At 37.4% G+C, this 16669-nt stretch carries 16 protein-coding genes; 14 read left to right on the top strand and 2 right to left on the bottom strand.

The features are described 5' to 3' along the window. Positions 1 to 190 precede the first annotated feature (190 nt). Positions 191 to 928, bottom strand: coding sequence for a GntR family transcriptional regulator (locus tag PGR14_RS02955; RefSeq protein WP_055246324.1), 738 nt, complete (start codon positions 926 to 928; stop codon positions 191 to 193). Continuing rightward, on the bottom strand, positions 925 to 1635 hold the full coding sequence (locus PGR14_RS02950; protein ID WP_008370855.1) for a GntR family transcriptional regulator: 711 nt from the start codon (positions 1633 to 1635) through the stop codon (positions 925 to 927). Before PGR14_RS02950 ends, PGR14_RS02955 begins: the two co-directional genes overlap by 4 nt. A 315-nt stretch (positions 1636 to 1950) precedes the next feature. Here PGR14_RS02950 and PGR14_RS02945 point away from each other — a divergent pair, with 315 nt between their 5' ends. From PGR14_RS02945 to PGR14_RS02880, 14 genes are all read left to right on the top strand, one after another. Then, positions 1951 to 2946, top strand: coding sequence for an SIS domain-containing protein (locus PGR14_RS02945; RefSeq protein ID WP_004074321.1), 996 nt, complete (start codon positions 1951 to 1953; stop codon positions 2944 to 2946). 9 nt (positions 2947 to 2955) lie between these two features. Further along, the gene (locus tag PGR14_RS02940) at positions 2956 to 3807 is read left to right on the top strand and encodes a PfkB family carbohydrate kinase (RefSeq protein ID WP_055246327.1); all 852 of its coding nucleotides are present in this window, start codon (positions 2956 to 2958) and stop codon (positions 3805 to 3807) included. 16 nt (positions 3808 to 3823) lie between these two features. Then, a complete protein-coding gene (locus PGR14_RS02935) occupies positions 3824 to 5104 on the top strand; it encodes an ABC transporter substrate-binding protein (protein ID WP_270222942.1) in 1281 nt (426 codons plus the stop codon). Between the two features lie 71 nt (positions 5105 to 5175). Beyond that, positions 5176 to 6069, top strand: coding sequence for a carbohydrate ABC transporter permease (locus PGR14_RS02930; protein WP_270222941.1), 894 nt, complete (start codon positions 5176 to 5178; stop codon positions 6067 to 6069). Then, positions 6062 to 6871 carry a carbohydrate ABC transporter permease gene (locus PGR14_RS02925; RefSeq protein WP_008370839.1) on the top strand — a complete coding sequence of 270 codons (810 nt, stop codon included), beginning with the start codon at positions 6062 to 6064 and terminating at the stop codon, positions 6869 to 6871. The genes PGR14_RS02930 and PGR14_RS02925 overlap by 8 nt, the downstream gene beginning before the upstream one ends. A gap of 31 nt (positions 6872 to 6902) precedes the next feature. Continuing rightward, on the top strand, positions 6903 to 8936 hold the full coding sequence (locus PGR14_RS02920) for a beta-galactosidase (protein WP_118198800.1): 2034 nt from the start codon (positions 6903 to 6905) through the stop codon (positions 8934 to 8936). Further along, complete coding sequence (locus PGR14_RS02915) at positions 8912 to 9817, top strand: YitT family protein (RefSeq protein ID WP_270222940.1); 906 nt, start codon at positions 8912 to 8914, stop codon at positions 9815 to 9817. Before PGR14_RS02920 ends, PGR14_RS02915 begins: the two co-directional genes overlap by 25 nt. A 23-nt stretch (positions 9818 to 9840) precedes the next feature. Beyond that, the gene (locus PGR14_RS02910) at positions 9841 to 10041 is read left to right on the top strand and encodes a hypothetical protein (protein WP_008370830.1); all 201 of its coding nucleotides are present in this window, start codon (positions 9841 to 9843) and stop codon (positions 10039 to 10041) included. Between the two features lie 132 nt (positions 10042 to 10173). After that, entirely contained in the window at positions 10174 to 11013 is an 840-nt protein-coding gene (locus PGR14_RS02905) for a tyrosine-type recombinase/integrase (protein ID WP_022220095.1), read from the top strand. Between the two features lie 234 nt (positions 11014 to 11247). Beyond that, positions 11248 to 11448: a hypothetical protein gene (locus PGR14_RS02900; RefSeq protein ID WP_270222939.1), complete on the top strand. Its 201-nt coding sequence runs from the start codon at positions 11248 to 11250 to the stop codon at positions 11446 to 11448. 218 nt (positions 11449 to 11666) lie between these two features. Beyond that, positions 11667 to 12920 (top strand): Y-family DNA polymerase, encoded by a 1254-nt coding sequence (locus PGR14_RS02895; RefSeq protein WP_270222957.1) that lies wholly within the window; start codon positions 11667 to 11669, stop codon positions 12918 to 12920. 116 nt (positions 12921 to 13036) lie between these two features. After that, positions 13037 to 14248, top strand: coding sequence for a carboxylate--amine ligase (locus PGR14_RS02890; protein WP_055297612.1), 1212 nt, complete (start codon positions 13037 to 13039; stop codon positions 14246 to 14248). A gap of 25 nt (positions 14249 to 14273) precedes the next feature. Beyond that, positions 14274 to 14978 (top strand): aspartate/glutamate racemase family protein, encoded by a 705-nt coding sequence (locus tag PGR14_RS02885; protein WP_008370818.1) that lies wholly within the window; start codon positions 14274 to 14276, stop codon positions 14976 to 14978. A gap of 33 nt (positions 14979 to 15011) precedes the next feature. Beyond that, complete coding sequence (locus PGR14_RS02880) at positions 15012 to 16529, top strand: Mur ligase family protein (protein ID WP_008370817.1); 1518 nt, start codon at positions 15012 to 15014, stop codon at positions 16527 to 16529. The last annotated feature ends 140 nt before the right edge of the window (positions 16530 to 16669 follow it).

Genomic DNA, 16669 nt, shown 5'->3' with positions numbered 1-16669 from the left:
TGCTGTATTCGATGACAAGCGTGAAGAAAATTTCAAGGAAAAGCTTTTCTATCCGACTAAAAATGGTTAATTCTAAGCGGCTTTAGGTGGTCAATTTTCCCCGCCCCTAACAAAAGTATTATTTTGTGTATATTCTATCTTGTTTTGTTTATGGTGCATACACATACTAAATGGTAAAATTAAAGTGAATTTAGATATCATTTGTGACAAAGCGCACTTCAAGTTTATCAGGGCGTGAATAACTTTCTGTATATTCAACTAAATTACTATTTTCATCGTATCCTATGAATTCAATATAGTTGACGATAGAGGTGGCACTTGGAAGATGAAGGTGCTTTTGAAGTTTTTCGCCAGCTTCTACCATCATCATTGTCTCATTAAATTTTACAGGCAAATGATTTTTGGATTTCATATAATCATAAAGCGATATGTGCTCAAAATTGTAATTATCGATATCTGAAAAAAAATGAAGAGGAACATAGGTAAACTCAATTGCAAGAGGTTCCTTGTTTCCAAGACGAATTCGATGAATACCGTATATTTCATCTTCTTCAGAAAGTCCAAGTTTATCTGCAAAGTATTTTCTGTTTTTGATTATACCTGTGCCTAAGCATTTATTGGAAATTTCAATACCAAAGTTACGAACTAAAGAGGTAAAGCTGGCATTTTTTGATTCATTTAGTACTCCTAAAGCAACTCGATTTTGTTCGGGTTTGCGGACAAAAGTTCCCTTTCCGTGAACGCGAATTAAGTAATGTTGGCTAATTAATTCGTCAAAGATGTCATGAATCAAATACCGACTTACACTATACATTGTTGCAAAATCCCGTTCGCTAGGAAGCAACTCCCCAGGAAGATATTCCTGTGTTTTAATTTTTGTAATGATACTAGATTTTATTTGTGCGGCTAATACATCATCATTGCTCATAAAACTACCTCCCTGATAAAACCAAAACGATCAATTAGCATATTATTTTCAAAAAAGACTGCAAGATGTCCTTGTTTATCATACATGAGCCCTTTGTATTTCATTAAAGGGCTACCAACAGGAATATTTAAAATTTGAGCAGTCTTTGTGTCTGCGTAAAGTAAGGTGACTTTTTGATTCGATTTTGCCAAGGTTATTTGACAATTGTTTGTAATCAAATCAATTGCAGGAGCAGAAGCAGCAATTTGTTGGGTGAGATCTGGATAGATATATTCAGGAATATAAGTTGTATTGATACAAATTAGTTGAGTACCATCTGAATAAAGCCAAACAATTTTGTATATTTTCGATTTTTCAGGAAGTAACATTTCGCTTGCAAGATAGTTATCTGCTTCTATTTTTTTGAAATCATATAATTCGTAAGTTAATTGTTCGCTATCTTCCTCTGAATGTAAGGAAAAATTACGAATGGATTGTAAAATGCGTTTAGGCGCTACGTAATAACCACTTCGTGGTTTTGAGATAATTGTTTTATCTTGAAGTAACAGATTCAAGGCTCCACGAACAGTTAAGCGTTGTACATGAAACAGCTCTGCCAGCTTTCGTTCCGAAGGCAGTTTGTCACCTGGAAGATAGTGTTCTTCCTTTAGCATGTATTTGATTTCTTTTGATAATGCAACATCTAAAGTTAATAAATTTTTTTTCATAAGAACTCCTAATATTATAATTTACTTGTAAATTATAATCAAATTATACGTTGTCAGTTCTTAAAAAGCAAATGGAAAGGAAAAAAGAAATGAATAAATAAAAAATAAATATAAAAACTGGTATAGTAAACTTGAAATGCGTTTCATACCAGAATAAAAGAAATATATGCATTGTGTATAAAAAAAAGCATTTATATTTATAAAAATACAACAATATTTAATATTCTTTGCGTGAAATATTGAAAAAATGAAAAAAAGTGGTATATTAAATTTAAAAATAGTCACCAATATAAAAGAAGGGAAAGGGAAAACACTATGTTGAAATTTAATGAACAGAAACAGATTGAAAGTGTGAATGGAGCGCTTGCTCTGAGAAATCAAATTAATGAATTGATTGATGGAATTTGTAAAGAAGGATACAAGAATATTTGTTGGCTCGGTATCGGTGGAACATATGCATCTTGCCTCCAGGCAGAGGTTCATATGAAAGAAAAATCAAAACTTTCATTTTTTGTTGAAAACGCAGCAGAGTATTTGACAACTGGAAATAAAAAAGTTGGAGAAGGAACTATTGTAATTATTTCGTCTGTTACAGGAACAACTTCTGAAATCGTAGATGGAGTAAAAAAAGCACAGAAGAGTGGAGCAAGGGTGATTGGTTTTATTGATGTTGCTACTGCAGAACTTGCAAAACTTGTAGACTATGTGATTACATATCCTGCCAATGAACAATTGAAATTTTATATGGTAGCAGATAGATTTATGTATAATGCAGGAGAATTTCCAGAATATGAGGATTTATACAAGGAGTTGGATCAGTATTTGGCAACTGCACTTGTGGAAGTTGAAAAGGAAGCAGATGCTTTCGGAGAAGAATTTGCAAATCGTCATAAGGACGACAAAATTCATTATTTTGTTGGGGCTGGGAACCAGTATGGTGCCACATATTCTTATGCAATGTGTTATTGGGAAGAACAGCATTGGATTCGTACAAAATCTATCCACAGTGCAGAATTTTTCCATGGAATGTTAGAAATAATTGACAAAGATACACCAGTTACAGTATTTATTGGGGAAGATTCTCAGAGATCATTGAGCGAGCGCGTTGCAAACTTCTTGCCACGCATTTGTGGAAAATACAATATTATTGATACCAAGAAATTTGAATTAAAAGGAATTAGTCCAGAGTACAGAGGATATATATCACATTTAGTGATGCATGCGGTAACACAGAGAATTGATGTACATATGGAAAAAGTCAATTGTCATCCTATGGAAATCAGAAGATATTACAGATGTCTGGACTATTAAGGTGGCAAAATGGACAGAAAGATAAGAGTAGCAGCAATAGGAGATAATTGTATTGATTATTATGATTCATTGAATGAATCTTATCCAGGGGGAAACCCAGTGAATGTTGCTGTATACATAAAACGATTAGGTGGAGAAAGTTCTTATACAGGTGCTGTTGGAACTGATTCATTCGGAAAAATCATGATAAGTGCAATTCAAAATAAAGGAGTTGATACTTCTCATATTCAAGTGCTGGATGGAAAGACCGCAGTTACACATGTTGACATTGTAGACGGAGATAGAGTGTTTGGAAAATATGAAGAAGGTGTTTTGGCAGACTTTAAGCTAAGAGAACAAGACATTTCCTTTATAAAGAAACATGATTTAGCGGTTACAGGAATTTGGGGAATGATTGAAGATGAGCTTCCACTTATTTCGAAAGAAATTCCAGTTGCATTTGATTTTGCCAATAAATTTGCAAATCCAATTGTTGAGAAAGCGATTCCATATGTGACATATGCATTCTTCTCTTTTGACGAGGAATCACGCAATGAGTTTAGACAGAAATATCATAGCATGGGCTTAAAAGAAAAAGAAAATTGTACGGAACAATTAAAGGAATTCATGAAAGCAATGCAACAAAAAGGACCTAAAGTCATTATTGCAACATTGGGGAAAAATGGAAGCATTGGGTATGATGGAAATTCTTGGTATCGATTTGGAATCATAGAGTGTAAAGTTGTTGATACAATGGGTGCAGGCGACAGTTTTATTGCCGGATTTTTATATGGGATTTTGAATGGATTGAATGTTCAAGATTCGATGGAAGCAGGAGCTCGGAATAGTGCGGTAACAATAGGGTATCAAGGGGCATGGTAGAAGGAGAATATAACGAATGAGAAAAAAAATAGTGGCAATTTTATTGATAGCTACGATGGCAATGGGGATTGCAGCATGCGGAGGTTCAGGGGACAAAAAAGACGATAATACAATTACAGTATGGTGTTGGGACAAAACATTTAATATTTTTGCAATGGAAGAAGCTGCAAAAATTTATCAAGAAGATCATCAAGATGTGAAAATTGATATTGTCGAAGTTGGAGATGTAGATGTACAGTCTAGACTTACTACGGCTGGTATATCAGGAGATCTAAGCACATTGCCAGATATTTTTTTGATGCAAGACCAGGCATTCCAAAAAAATGTATTATCTTATCCAGATGTATTTACAGAAATTTCTGAAAAGAAAATTGATTTTTCAGAATTTGCTCCTGGTAAAACAGATTTTTCTGTTGTAGATGGAAAACACTATGGAGTGCCTTTTGACAACGGAGCAGCAATTGCTTGTTATCGTACAGATATTTTGCAAGAAGCTGGAATGACTTTAGAAGATTTTACAGATATTACTTGGGATGAGTGGGTTGAAAAAGGCAAAGTAGTACTGGAAAAAACAGGAAAACCATTATTGACAACGACAGCAGGCGAATGTGATTTGCTTACGATGATGTTGCAGTCTGCAGGAGCATCTTTGTTTAATGAAGATGGAACAACGAATATTGCAAAAAATGACACTTTGAAGAAGGTAATTGATACATATTGTAAAATGAAAGATTCAGGTGTGTTACAGGAAGTAAATAACTGGGATGAATACACTGGCTCAATGTTGAACAGTGAAGTTGCAGGTGTGATTAATGGGTGTTGGATTATGGGAACAATTCAGACAGCTGAGGATCAGTCAGGAAAATGGGCTATTACAAATATTCCAAAACTTACAAATGTAAAGGGTGCCACAAACTATTCAAATATTGGAGGTTCTTCCTGGGCAATCTCAGGGAATTGTGGAAACGTAGAGTTAGCAGAAGATTTTCTTGCATCTACATTTGCTGGAAGTACAGAGTTATATAATAATATTCTCTCTTGTGGAGCAATTGCTACATGGACACCAGCAGGAGATTCTGATGCATATGCAGTACCGAATGAATTTTTCTCTGGTGATGCAGTGTTTGAAAAAATAGTTGACTATTCAACAAAAGTTCCTTCTATTATTACGGGACCATATTTCCATGAAGCAAGAGACGCAATCTCTGTTGCGACAACAAATATTACAAATGGTGCAGATTTAGAGAAAGAGCTTAAAAAAGCGGACGATACTGTTAATTTTAATATGGGACAGTAAGAAAGGTTCCTATCATACAAGGGGATGGAATGTAGAACCATCCCCCTTATGGATAGAGAGGAGGAGTTTTTGTGTCTAACAAACCAAGAAAAATGACGTTGGAAAAAAAGCATAATTTAACAGGATGGGCTTTTTTGACACCAGCAACATTTTTGATTGCGGTGTTTAGTTTTTGGCCAATGATTAAAGCGTTAGTTTTATCTTTTCAGACGGGGAAAGGTAGAAATATGCAGATGGCTGGATTTACAAATTACATCAGAATGTTTCAAGATGATGTATTTATTCAGTCAATAAAAAACACATTTTTTTATTTCATTCTTCAAGTGCCCATTATGCTTGTAGTAGCGATGGTGTTAGCTTGTATTCTAAATAAAAAAGACTTACGGTTTAAAGGATTTTTCCGAACAATGATTTTTTTGCCGTGTACAACTTCATTGGTTGCGTACTCAATTATTTTTCGGTCTTTGTTTGCAAATGATGGATTAGTAAATTATGTTCTAGTGAATTTGGGAATTTTGGATAAACCATATAATTTTTTGACACAACCATTTGCGGCAAAAATAGTTATCATATTGGCTCTTTTGTGGAGATGGACAGGATATAATATGGTATTTTTCCTTTCTGGATTGCAAAACATTGAATATTCAGTATACGAAGCTGCAAAAATTGATGGAGCATCAGCAATACAGACATTTTTTAAGATTACTGTTCCATTATTAAAACCAACTATCTTGTTGACAGCAATAATGTCAACAAATGGAACATTACAGTTATTTGATGAATCAATTAACTTGACCGATGGAGGTCCTGCGAATGCTTCGATCTCTATGTCACATTACATATATAATTTATGTTTTAAGTATGTGCCGAATTTTGGATATGCAGCAGCGATGTCCTTCTTTATATTACTGTTGGTTGCAGTATTAGCACTTATACAAATGAGGGTGGGTGATAAACGTGATTAAAAAAATGAAAAATATAGGAATGTATGCATTCTTGATTTTGGTTACTTTTATTTCAGTATTTCCTTTGTACTGGATGGTAAGTGCATCCACAAACAAAAGTGTGGATGTATCAAAAGGTGTATTATCGTTTGGCTCTCATTTGGGAGAAAACTTGAAAAATCTGCTGGCAAATCAAGATGTATGGGCTGCATTGGTCAATTCATTTAAATATGCAATATTACTTACAATAGTTTCGATGGTGATATGTTCCTTGGCAGGATATGGATTTGAAATTTATCATGATAAAGCAAAAGATGCCGTGATGGGTGTGATTCTTCTTGCGATGATGGTTCCATTTATTACGATATTGGTCCCATTGTTTCAGATGGTTGCAAAAATGAAAATGTTAAATAGTACGTTGGGATTCATTTTACCAACGATATCAACCCCATTTTTAATCATGATGTTTCGGCAGAGTGCAAGATCATTTCCTCGTGATATTATTGAAGCTGCCAGATTAGATGGACTTTCGGAAATTAGAATCTTCTTTCAGATGTTTATTCCTACAATGAAATCAACATATGCAGCGGCTATGACTATTACATTTATGAATGCTTGGAATAGTTATATGTGGCCGAAAGTAATCATGACACAATCCGAGAGCATGACAATGCCAATGGTTGTAGCAAATCTGACAGAGGGATATGTAACAGACTATGGAATGCTTATGTTGGCAGTCTTAATATGTACATTGCCTACCGCCTTAGTATTCTTTATTTTACAGAAGAGTTTTGCAGAAGGTATTACTGGAGCTGTAAAATAATAAATGATATCTATAAAGAAAGGGATTAGAAATGGAATATAAAAAAATAAATATGCCAGGTCTTCTGCATGGTGGAGATTATAATCCTGAACAATGGTTAGATAGACCGGATATTCTTGAAGAGGATATCCGGTTAATGAAATTAGCGCATGTAAATAATGTTTCACTAGGAATATTTTCGTGGGCATTTTTAGAGCCAGAAGAAGGAAAATATCAGTTTGACTATTTAGAAGAAATTATTAACCGTTTATATGACAATGGCATCTATACAAATCTAGCTACACCAACAGGTGCAATGCCAAATTGGATGACTCAAAAATATCCTGAAGTAATGCAGACAGATGAAAACGGGATACAGAATTTACCAGGAAAAAGGCATAATTTTTGTTACACGTCTGCTGTTATGAGAGAAAAAACTAGAAAGTTGGATTTGAAATTATCAGAACGCTTTGGAAAACATCCAGGAGTAATTCTTTGGCATATATCAAACGAATACGGAGGAAATTTTAGGGATGCTTCTTGTCATTGCGAAGAATGTCAAAAAGCATTTCGGAAATGGTTGAAAAAAAAATACAAAACATTGGATGCATTGAATCATGCATGGTGGAGTGCGTTTTGGAGTCATACTTATACCGATTGGGAACAGATTCATTCACCTTCTCCGAGGGGAGAGGATGAATTACACGGTTTGAAATTGGACTGGAAAAGATTTGTGAGCGAACAGTTACAGGACTTTTGTAGAGAAGAGATTCGAGCTGTTAAAACATATTCGGATCTTCCAGTTACAACAAACATGATGATGTATTTTTCACCATTGGATTATGATAAATGGGCAAAGGAGTTGGATGTGATTTCTTGGGACTCTTATCCGAGTTGGCATACAAAAGAAGATGAAGTACCGATTGCTGTGTGGGCAGCCTTTATGCATAACCAGATGAGAGGATTTCAGAAGAAGCCATTTTTGATGATGGAATCAACACCATCACTTGTGAATTGGGATGAGGAAAATAATGTAAAAAGACCGGGGATGAATTACTTATCTTCAATGCAGGCAATTGCGTTAGGTTCGAATAGTGTTCTTTATTTTCAATGGAGAAAAAGCAGAGGATCGAGTGAAAAGTTTCATGGAGCGGTTGTTGATCATGATGCGTCAGAAAAGAATAGAGTTTTTCAAGAAGTTGCTTGGATTGGCAAAGATCTAGAAAAGCTAAGCAGTCAAATACTAAGTACATGTAATAGGGCGAAGGTAGCTATTATTATGGATTGGGAAAATTGGTGGGCTCTTTCTGACGCACAAGCAATATCGAGAAAATTTGATTATACGGAAGAACTTTTAAAATATTATCGGGTTTTTTGGGAAAAAGGAATTGAAGTTGATATAATTTCCATGGATCGAGAGTTGTTAGATTATCAGCTTGTGGTTGCTCCGACCTTGTACTTGCATAAAAAAGAGTATATTCATAAAGTAGAAGCATACGTGGAAGCAGGTGGAATATATGTAACAACTTATTGGAGTGGGGTAGTAAATGAAACAGATTTATGTTTTATTGGAGAGAGACCACATGAGAGATTGCTAGGATTATCAGTTGATGAGATTGATGTGGGGAATGAATATTTTCCAAATACTTTCTCCTATAAAGACGGTGTATATAAAGCCGGTGTGTTAAGAGAAGTTGTGACACTTCAAACTGCAAAGCCGTTGGGAACATACTTGCAAGATTACAATGTAAATACTCCAGCAATTACAGAAAATGCGTATGGCAAAGGAAAAGCTTACTATGTTGCTGTTCAACCAGATCTGGAATTTTTGAAAGAATTTTTGGGCGATGTAATTGAGGAAGCAAATGTGGAAGCAAATTTGACGGAAACATTGCCTTATGGAGTTACTGTTTCAAAAAGAAGTGGAAAAGAACAGAAAGATGATGTATATTTTCTTCAGAATTTTAACAGACATCCTGTGAAGATGGTTTTGAATGAATGTTATACAAATTTGATTACTGATGAAATCCTTACAGGTTCAATAAAACTGCAAACATATCAATGTATTGTGATGCAAAAGAAATAAGATTCCGTAATAGGGAGGAATTCACATTGAAATCAAAGGCAAAGACATTTTTAATTGATATTTTACTTGATATTGTAGGTGGTTGTTTCATTGCGATTGGAGTCTATAATTTTGCAGTGGCATCTGGATTTCCGGTAGCAGGTATATCAGGTATTGCAATCGTGTTTTATTATTTTTGGAAAATTCCAATTGGTACAATGACGACAATTTTGAATATTCCAATTATTTTAATTTGTTACAAGTTGTTGGGAAAACAATTTTTTTTAAGATCAATAAAGACAATGTTAATTTCTAATATACTGATGGACTGGGTTGTTCCATTGTTTCCAATTTACCAAGGTGATATGATGTTATCTTGTATTTGTATGAGTGTATTCTCAGGAATCGGATATGCATTAATTTACATGAGAGATACCTCTACAGGTGGAGCAGATTTTGTTTTGATGGCAATACACAAGGCAAAGCCACATATTTCTGTAGGAAAAATTATCATTGTTATGGATTTTATTATTGTAATTATTGGTGGAATTCTGATGCATGGAAACATTGATAAGATTATTTATGGATTAATTGGAACGTATATTCTATCATTTGTCGTAGATAAGCTAATGTATGGCGTTGATGCTGGAAAACTTGCTTTGATTGTAACAGAAAAGGGACCACAAATTGCGGCAAAAATTGATGAGCTATCACAACGAGGGGCAACTTTGATTAAGGCAGAAGGAAGTTATACAGGACGTGAAAAAGAAGTATTAATGTGTGCATGTAACAATAAAGAAATGCATACGATTCAAGAAGCTGTAAAGAAAGTAGATTCATCAGCGTTTCTTGTTACAATGGAATCGAATGAAGTGCGTGGAAAAGGATTCAAGCCAATATAATATAAAAATTAAGAAGCTCCAGCATGGATCGGTATAAGATTGGATCCGGAACATTATCTTTGATTATGGAACGTTATCATGCGGGAGAAATTCCGATTGAAGAACTCCAGATGATGCCACCAAAAGAGGTGGAATTACTTTTTTATCCTCAGAAAAATATTAAAAAGAAGGATATTCCACTTCCAGATTTCCAGTACTACTATGATAGGATTCATGCAAATTAAAATCAATTAAGAAAAATAGGCGGATATGAGCAGCAGGACAATGAAAAAAGTTTTTGTCCTACTGCTTTTTTGGTTAATAAAATTTCAGATCTGTGAAATAATGTGAGTAAAAAAAAACTAGGAGGACACATTATGAGCGGAATGAAATTTGAAAAAGAAATCTTTATGAAGTATTTGATCGAGCGGGAAGCATCGGAGGCAACAAAGAAGAAATATATGACAGATGTAACGACTTTTTATTCCTATGCAGCAGAAGCGGAAGAAATAGATAAGGAACTTCTGCTTGCTTACCGGGAGTGGCTGGTGCAGCATTATGCAGTAAGCAGTGTAAATTCGATGCTTGTGGCACTGAATCAGTATTTACTTGCCGTTGGGCTTGGAAAATGGAAGCTCCGCAGAGTCCGTGTACAGGGCTGTAATTCAAAGATGATGGAAAGAGAACTGCAGAAATCCGATTATATCAAACTGGTGCGGAAAGCAAAAGAGCAGGGAAAGGAACAGCTTGTAATGATTATGGAGACGCTTGCAGGGACAGGAATCCGGATCAGTGAGCTAAGATATTTTTCAGTTGATAGTGTTCAAAGAGGGATCGTGAAGGTGTGGAATAAAGGAAAATACAGACCGGTTATTTTAACGGATCAGTTGAGAAAAAGACTGTTGTATTATATAAGAAAAAACAGAATTCAAAAGGGAAATGTGTTTATAACGAGATCAGGTCATGAAAAAGACCGGTCGAATATATGGAGAGAATTAAAACAGCTTGCAGTAAGTGCGGGGGTGGAAACCGAAAAAGTATTTCCGCATAATTTCAGACATATGTTTGCAAGAATTTTTTACAGGGTTACAGGAAATCTGTTGCAGCTTGCGGATATTCTGGGACACAGCAGTATCGAGGTGACAAGGATTTATGCTTCGGATGGAATTATGGAATGGAAAAAGAGCATGGAAATGTTAGAAATGCTTGTAGAATGACGACATAATGTTAATTATGTTGTAGTTTTCGATATAGGTATTTTGATTCGAAAATATGAAAATAAAAAAGAAAAAATAAATGTTTTACATAATTAAAGTGAAAGGACTATTTTGCATTTTTGCAACGATTTTTAATGTTGACAGTCTTTGTAATACAGACTAGAATATAGTTGGACTGAGTTTGGACGATTTATATTACAACATAATTAACATTATGTAGAAAAGAGGGAACATATGGAAAGAGATATATTTGATGATATGATAAAGAGAGTGGAATGTTCATATGTATCCGATCTGAGATACAACAAAAAAATAGTAGAATCCAAGCTGAAAACGATGGATTTAAGTTTATATAATGAGAAGCAGCTGGAAGAATTTGCACAATATGTATTTAACTGTGGATGGAGTGAAATCGGCAGTAAGCTTGATAAATAAAAGATAAAATAATGAAAATGGATGCGGGATATGATAAAATGAATATCATATTCCGTATTTTTTGTGTATACGATGAGCCAAGTGCAGATTTGTGCTTGCACAAGGATCTGCATTTGCCGAATGTCCATCACCTGGCTGTTAAGCAAGATGGTGTACAAAGTATACAAACCGACCAGGAGTCAGCCTGCTCGATTATTTACAGAGAGGAGACAGCAGGAATGTCACACATCATTTTCCACATAGATGTCAATTCAGCCTACCTTAGTTGGACGGCAGTAGAACAACTGAAAAATGGTGCCGATGTGGACATCCGCACGATCCCCGCGATCATCGGCGGTGACAGAGAATCACGCCATGGGATCGTATTGGCGAAATCTCCTTCGGCAAAGAAATTCGGCATCCGGACGGGAGAGCCGGTGGTAAATGCGTTCCGTAAGTGTCCGAATCTTCACATGGATCCGCCAAATCACAGGATGTACAGGGAGTATAGCCGGAGACTGATGGATTTCCTGAAAACCTATACACCGGAAATCGAGCAGGTCAGTGTGGACGAGTGCTATATGGATTTTACCGGAATCGCACAGCGTTTTTCTTCGCCGGTGGAGGCTGCGTATGAAATCAAAGCCCGGGTTTATGAAAAGTTTGGGTTTACCGTGAATGTGGGAATTTCGACAAACAAGCTTCTGGCAAAAATGGCATCAGACTTTGAAAAGCCAAACCGTGTCCACACTCTTTTCCCGGAAGAGGTCAAGGGAAAAATGTGGCCGCTCCCGGTGAGTGAGCTTTTTATGGCAGGAAAGTCCAGTGTGGCGATTCTGGAAAAGCTGGAAATCCGGACAATTGGTGAGCTTGCGCAGACAGATCCGAAGCTTCTGGAATTCCATTTGAAAAGTCATGGGAGAACGCTGTGGGAATTTGCGAATGGAATCGGTGATGCAAAGGTGCAATCCGAGGAGACCGCTGCAAAGGGTGTCGGTAATTCCACCACACTTCCAAAAGATGTGGAAAAGGCAGAGGATGCAAAAAAGGTTCTATTTTCTCTGGCAGAAAGTGTGGGAAAGAGACTAAGGAAAGCAGGGCAGAAAGCCAATATGGTTAGTGTGGAAATCCGCTACAGTGATTTTCAGAATGTATCTCACCAGAAGCAGCTTGGCAGAGCATCCGGTGCAGATCAGGTGATCTACGAGGCGGCCTGCAGTCTGTTCGATGAGCTGTGGAACGGTGAGCCGATCAGATTGCTTGGTGTTCGCACAGCGAAGCTTGTGGATGAAGATGAACCGGAGCAGTTAAGCCTGTTTGACCTGCAATTCGAGGTGAAATCTGAGAAGCCGAAGAAGAGCATGGAAAAGCTGAAAAAGCTCAGTGCGGCAATGGGAGAGATCCGCGGAAAGTATGGGGCGGATGCGGTGATACGGGGCAGTGTTCTGGAGCAGAGAGAAAAAGAGAAGAAATATGAAAAGAAACAGTTCTGAAAATTTCCCGGGAAACTTTCAGAGCTGTTTCCATGCCTTGACACCTAAAGAATCCCTGGAGTATAATGAGATGATATGTAGAAATATAAGGGGATAGAAAGGAGCTTCTTTAAACAATGGAATTTAAAGACAGAGAATTTATTCCGGTACTGCTTGGTGGAGATATCAATACTTACAGTGTTGCCCGCGCATTTTATGAGCAGTATCAGGTGAAGACATATATATTTGGAAAGTTTGCAACAGGACCGAGTTACGGAAGTAAGATCATCGAATATCATCCGAATCCGAAGATTGATACGGACGATTATTTTCTTCAGACAGTCAATGGATTTGCAAAAAAGCATAAAGACAAAAAGATTATGCTCATCGGATGTGGTGACAGTTATGTGGCGCTGATCAGTAAGCATAAGGCAGAGCTTGAGAAAAATATTATCGCACCATATATCGATTTTGATCTGATGAACAGTCTGCAGCAGAAAGAGACTTTCTACAAGTTGTGCGAAAAGCATGGGGTAGATTATCCGGGAACGATTATTTACGATCAGTCCATGGGACTGGATTTTGAGATGAATTTCCCGTACCCGGTAATTTTAAAGCCGTCTGACAGTATTTCTTACTGGGAGCATCCGTTTGCAACCCAGAATAAGATCTACACGATCAAGGACAGAAAAGAACTGGAAAAAGTAATTCGGGATATCTATGGGGCAGGTTATACAGATAAACTGATTATCCAGGATATGATTCCGGGAAATGATGAATATATGCGTGTTCTGACTTCTTATTCTGACCGGAATGGAAAAGTTAAAATGATGTGTCTGGGACATGTACTCCTGGAAGAACACACACCACACGGACTTGGAAATCATGCAGTTATCATCACAGAGCCAAACGAAGAGCTGATGATGAAGGTGAAGAATCTGCTGGAAGATTTGCACTATGTAGGATTCTCCAACTTTGATATCAAGTATGACAGGCGTGATGGCAAATACCGTTTCTTCGAGATCAACACCCGCCAGGGACGAAGTAATTATTATGTGACAGGATCTGGATTCAATGTTGCAAAATATGTAGTAGAAGAATATGTTTACGGAAAAGAACTGCCGCTTGAATTTGCAAAAGAAGAACATCTCTGGATGACAGTACCGAAGGCAGTTGCTTTCAAATATATTAAAGAAGAAGCAAACCGTGAGAAGATGAGACGCCTTCTTAAGGAAAAGAAGATGGTCAATCCGGTATTTAAGAGAGGTGATTTTAAACCAAGACGTTATCTTGCTATGGTGAAGAATCATCTCAGACAGTTTGGTAACTTTAAGAAATATTACAGCTAAGAGAAGCTGAAACAGGGAGAATGATATGCTGAAAAAATTAGGTGTTATCGGCGGAATGGGACCGGAGGCGACAAGTTTTTATTATGCAAGAGTGATCGCGAGGACAAAGGCGGAGAGTGATCAGGAGCATATCAACATGATCATTTTAAGTCATGCGACAATGCCGGACAGGACACAGGCAATCCTTACAGGAAATAAGCTTCCGTTTCTGAAAGCGATCACACAGGACGCAAGAGATCTGGAGATGCTGGGAGTGGAAAATATTGCGATTCCGTGCAATACCTCGCACTATTTCCTGGAAGATATCCAGAAATCTACAAGTGTTCCGATCATCAATATGGTAGAGGAGAGTGTCAGATATGTAGTAGAGGCTCATCCAAAAGTGAAGAAGATCGGGATCATGGGAACAGATGGAACGATGCAGGCAAAGACTTACCACCGAGCCTGCGAAAAATTTGGAATCACACCGGTAGTTCCTGGAGAAGCCTGCCAGAAAGATGTGATGTCGCTGATCTATGATGATATCAAAAAAGGAAAGCCGGGAGACAAGAACAAATTTGACCGTGCTTATAATGATCTGAAGGCAAAAGGCTGTGATGCAGTCATTCTTGCATGCACAGAGATTTCGGTATTCAAAGAATATTATCAGGTACCGGCAGACTGCATGGATGCAATGGATGTTCTGGTAAGAGAATCCATCATCAGATCCGGCGCAGAGTACCGGGAATAATACCGGAAAGAATATAAGGGAGAAAAATACCAGATGGAAAAATACACATTACAGGAGTACGCAAATCTGTTACAGAACCTGCGTATGATGAAAGAATTTTATTCAAATGGGGAAGAAGAAAAAAACGTAGGATATCTGACCTATGATTCCAGAGAGGTGACGGAAGGAACATTGTTTATTTGCAAAGGTGCGGCATTTAAGGCTGAGTATCTGGATGCAGCGATCGAAAAAGGTGCGATTGCTTATGTCAGCGAAGTAAAATATGAAACGAAAGAAGATGTTCCATATTTTCTGGTAGACGATATCCGTAAGGCGATGCCTCCACTTGCAGAGAAGTTCAATAATGCACCGTGGAAGAAACTGACGATCACCGGAATCGGCGGAACAAAAGGAAAATCCACTTCCGCTTACTATATGAAAGCAATCGTGGATGATTATATGGAAGCAACCGGCGGAAAGGAAAGTGCAGTCCTTTCTTCAATCGATATTTATGACGGAGTGATCAAGAAAGAATCCCATATTACTACGCCGGAGTCGGTAGAATTGCAGGAGCATCTGCGCCATGCCGTAGAAAGTGGTATTACATTTGCCGAGATGGAAGTATCTTCACAGGCGTTAAAATACAATCGTGTCGATAACATGCAGTTTGATGTGGGAATTTTTCTGAATATTTCAGAGGACCATATCAGTCCGATCGAGCATCCGGATTTTGAAGACTATTTTTCGTCTAAACTGAAAATTTTCGGAAAATCACGTTACGGAGTTGTGAACATGGATGCAGATTTTGCAGACCGTATTCTGAAAGAGTCAAAGGTCTGTGAGAAGGTGCTGACGTTCAGTACAAAGAATCCGGAAGCGGATGTTTATGGTTATGAGATCCAGAAAGACGGACATGAAACGGTATTTATGGTAAAAACAGAGCTGTTTGATGAAGAATTCCGTCTGACGATGCCGGGACTTTTCAATGTGGAAAATGCACTGGCTGTCATTGCGGCATCCATTCTTCTTGAAATCCCGAAGGAGTATATGCACAGCGGTCTTTTGAGGGCAAGATCCAGCGGACGTATGGAGCTTTATGGAAGTGCAGATAAGAATCTGATCGCTGTTGTGGATTATGCACACAACAAGCTTAGTTTTGAAAAGCTGTTCTCTTCAATTAAAGATGAATATCCGGATTATAATATCGTATCGATCTTCGGATGCCCAGGAAAGAAAGCATTTATCCGGAGAAGAGACCTTGGAACGGTAGCTGGTCAGTATGCGAAAAAGGTTTATCTGACAGCGGAAGATCCGGGATATGAGCCGGTAGAGCAGATTTCCAAAGAAATCGCACAGTATGTGGAAGCACAAAACTGTCCGTATGCCATGATCGAGGATCGGGGAGAGGCAATCAAAGCAGCGATGGATGAAGCAGAGGGAAAGACTATTTTCCTGATTACCGGAAAAGGAAATGAGACAAGGCAGAAATATGGCTGTGAGTATCTGGACTGCAAATCAGATACACAGTATGTTAAAGAATATCTTGCCGAGTATGATAAAAAGCATCAATAGAGACTGAGAGATGGGTGGGTGTTCCTGCAAACGCACAGGATGCGTTAAAACGAAAGCAGGAAATCCACCCATTTTATATATTTTCATATCCGGTGTGACGTTTGATGGGAAACAGCATATTCTGAAAACAAAGAGTCCAA

It is taken from the genome of Coprococcus sp. AF99-45 (assembly GCF_027663865.1).
Taxonomy (GTDB): domain Bacteria; phylum Bacillota; class Clostridia; order Lachnospirales; family Lachnospiraceae; genus Allocoprococcus; species Allocoprococcus comes.
This window is presented reverse-complemented; position numbering and strand designations above follow the sequence as displayed.

Bases quoted from the DNA above. Each gene is read 5' to 3' on its own strand.
- PGR14_RS02910 (WP_008370830.1), top strand. From the start codon at position 9,841: ATGGATCGGTATAAGATTGGATCCGGAACATTATCTTTGATTATGGAA.
- PGR14_RS02880 (WP_008370817.1), top strand. From the start codon at position 15,012: ATGGAAAAATACACATTACAGGAGTACGCAAATCTGTTACAGAACCTG.
- PGR14_RS02935 (WP_270222942.1), top strand. From the start codon at position 3,824: ATGAGAAAAAAAATAGTGGCAATTTTATTGATAGCTACGATGGCAATG.
- PGR14_RS02885 (WP_008370818.1), top strand. From the start codon at position 14,274: ATGCTGAAAAAATTAGGTGTTATCGGCGGAATGGGACCGGAGGCGACA.
- PGR14_RS02945 (WP_004074321.1), top strand. From the start codon at position 1,951: ATGTTGAAATTTAATGAACAGAAACAGATTGAAAGTGTGAATGGAGCG.
- PGR14_RS02890 (WP_055297612.1), top strand. From the start codon at position 13,037: ATGGAATTTAAAGACAGAGAATTTATTCCGGTACTGCTTGGTGGAGAT.
- PGR14_RS02940 (WP_055246327.1), top strand. From the start codon at position 2,956: ATGGACAGAAAGATAAGAGTAGCAGCAATAGGAGATAATTGTATTGAT.
- PGR14_RS02920 (WP_118198800.1), top strand. From the start codon at position 6,903: ATGGAATATAAAAAAATAAATATGCCAGGTCTTCTGCATGGTGGAGAT.
- PGR14_RS02895 (WP_270222957.1), top strand. From the start codon at position 11,667: ATGTCACACATCATTTTCCACATAGATGTCAATTCAGCCTACCTTAGT.
- PGR14_RS02905 (WP_022220095.1), top strand. From the start codon at position 10,174: ATGAGCGGAATGAAATTTGAAAAAGAAATCTTTATGAAGTATTTGATC.
- PGR14_RS02900 (WP_270222939.1), top strand. From the start codon at position 11,248: ATGGAAAGAGATATATTTGATGATATGATAAAGAGAGTGGAATGTTCA.
- PGR14_RS02955 (WP_055246324.1), bottom strand. From the start codon at position 928: ATGAGCAATGATGATGTATTAGCCGCACAAATAAAATCTAGTATCATT.
- PGR14_RS02915 (WP_270222940.1), top strand. From the start codon at position 8,912: ATGTATTGTGATGCAAAAGAAATAAGATTCCGTAATAGGGAGGAATTC.
- PGR14_RS02950 (WP_008370855.1), bottom strand. From the start codon at position 1,635: ATGAAAAAAAATTTATTAACTTTAGATGTTGCATTATCAAAAGAAATC.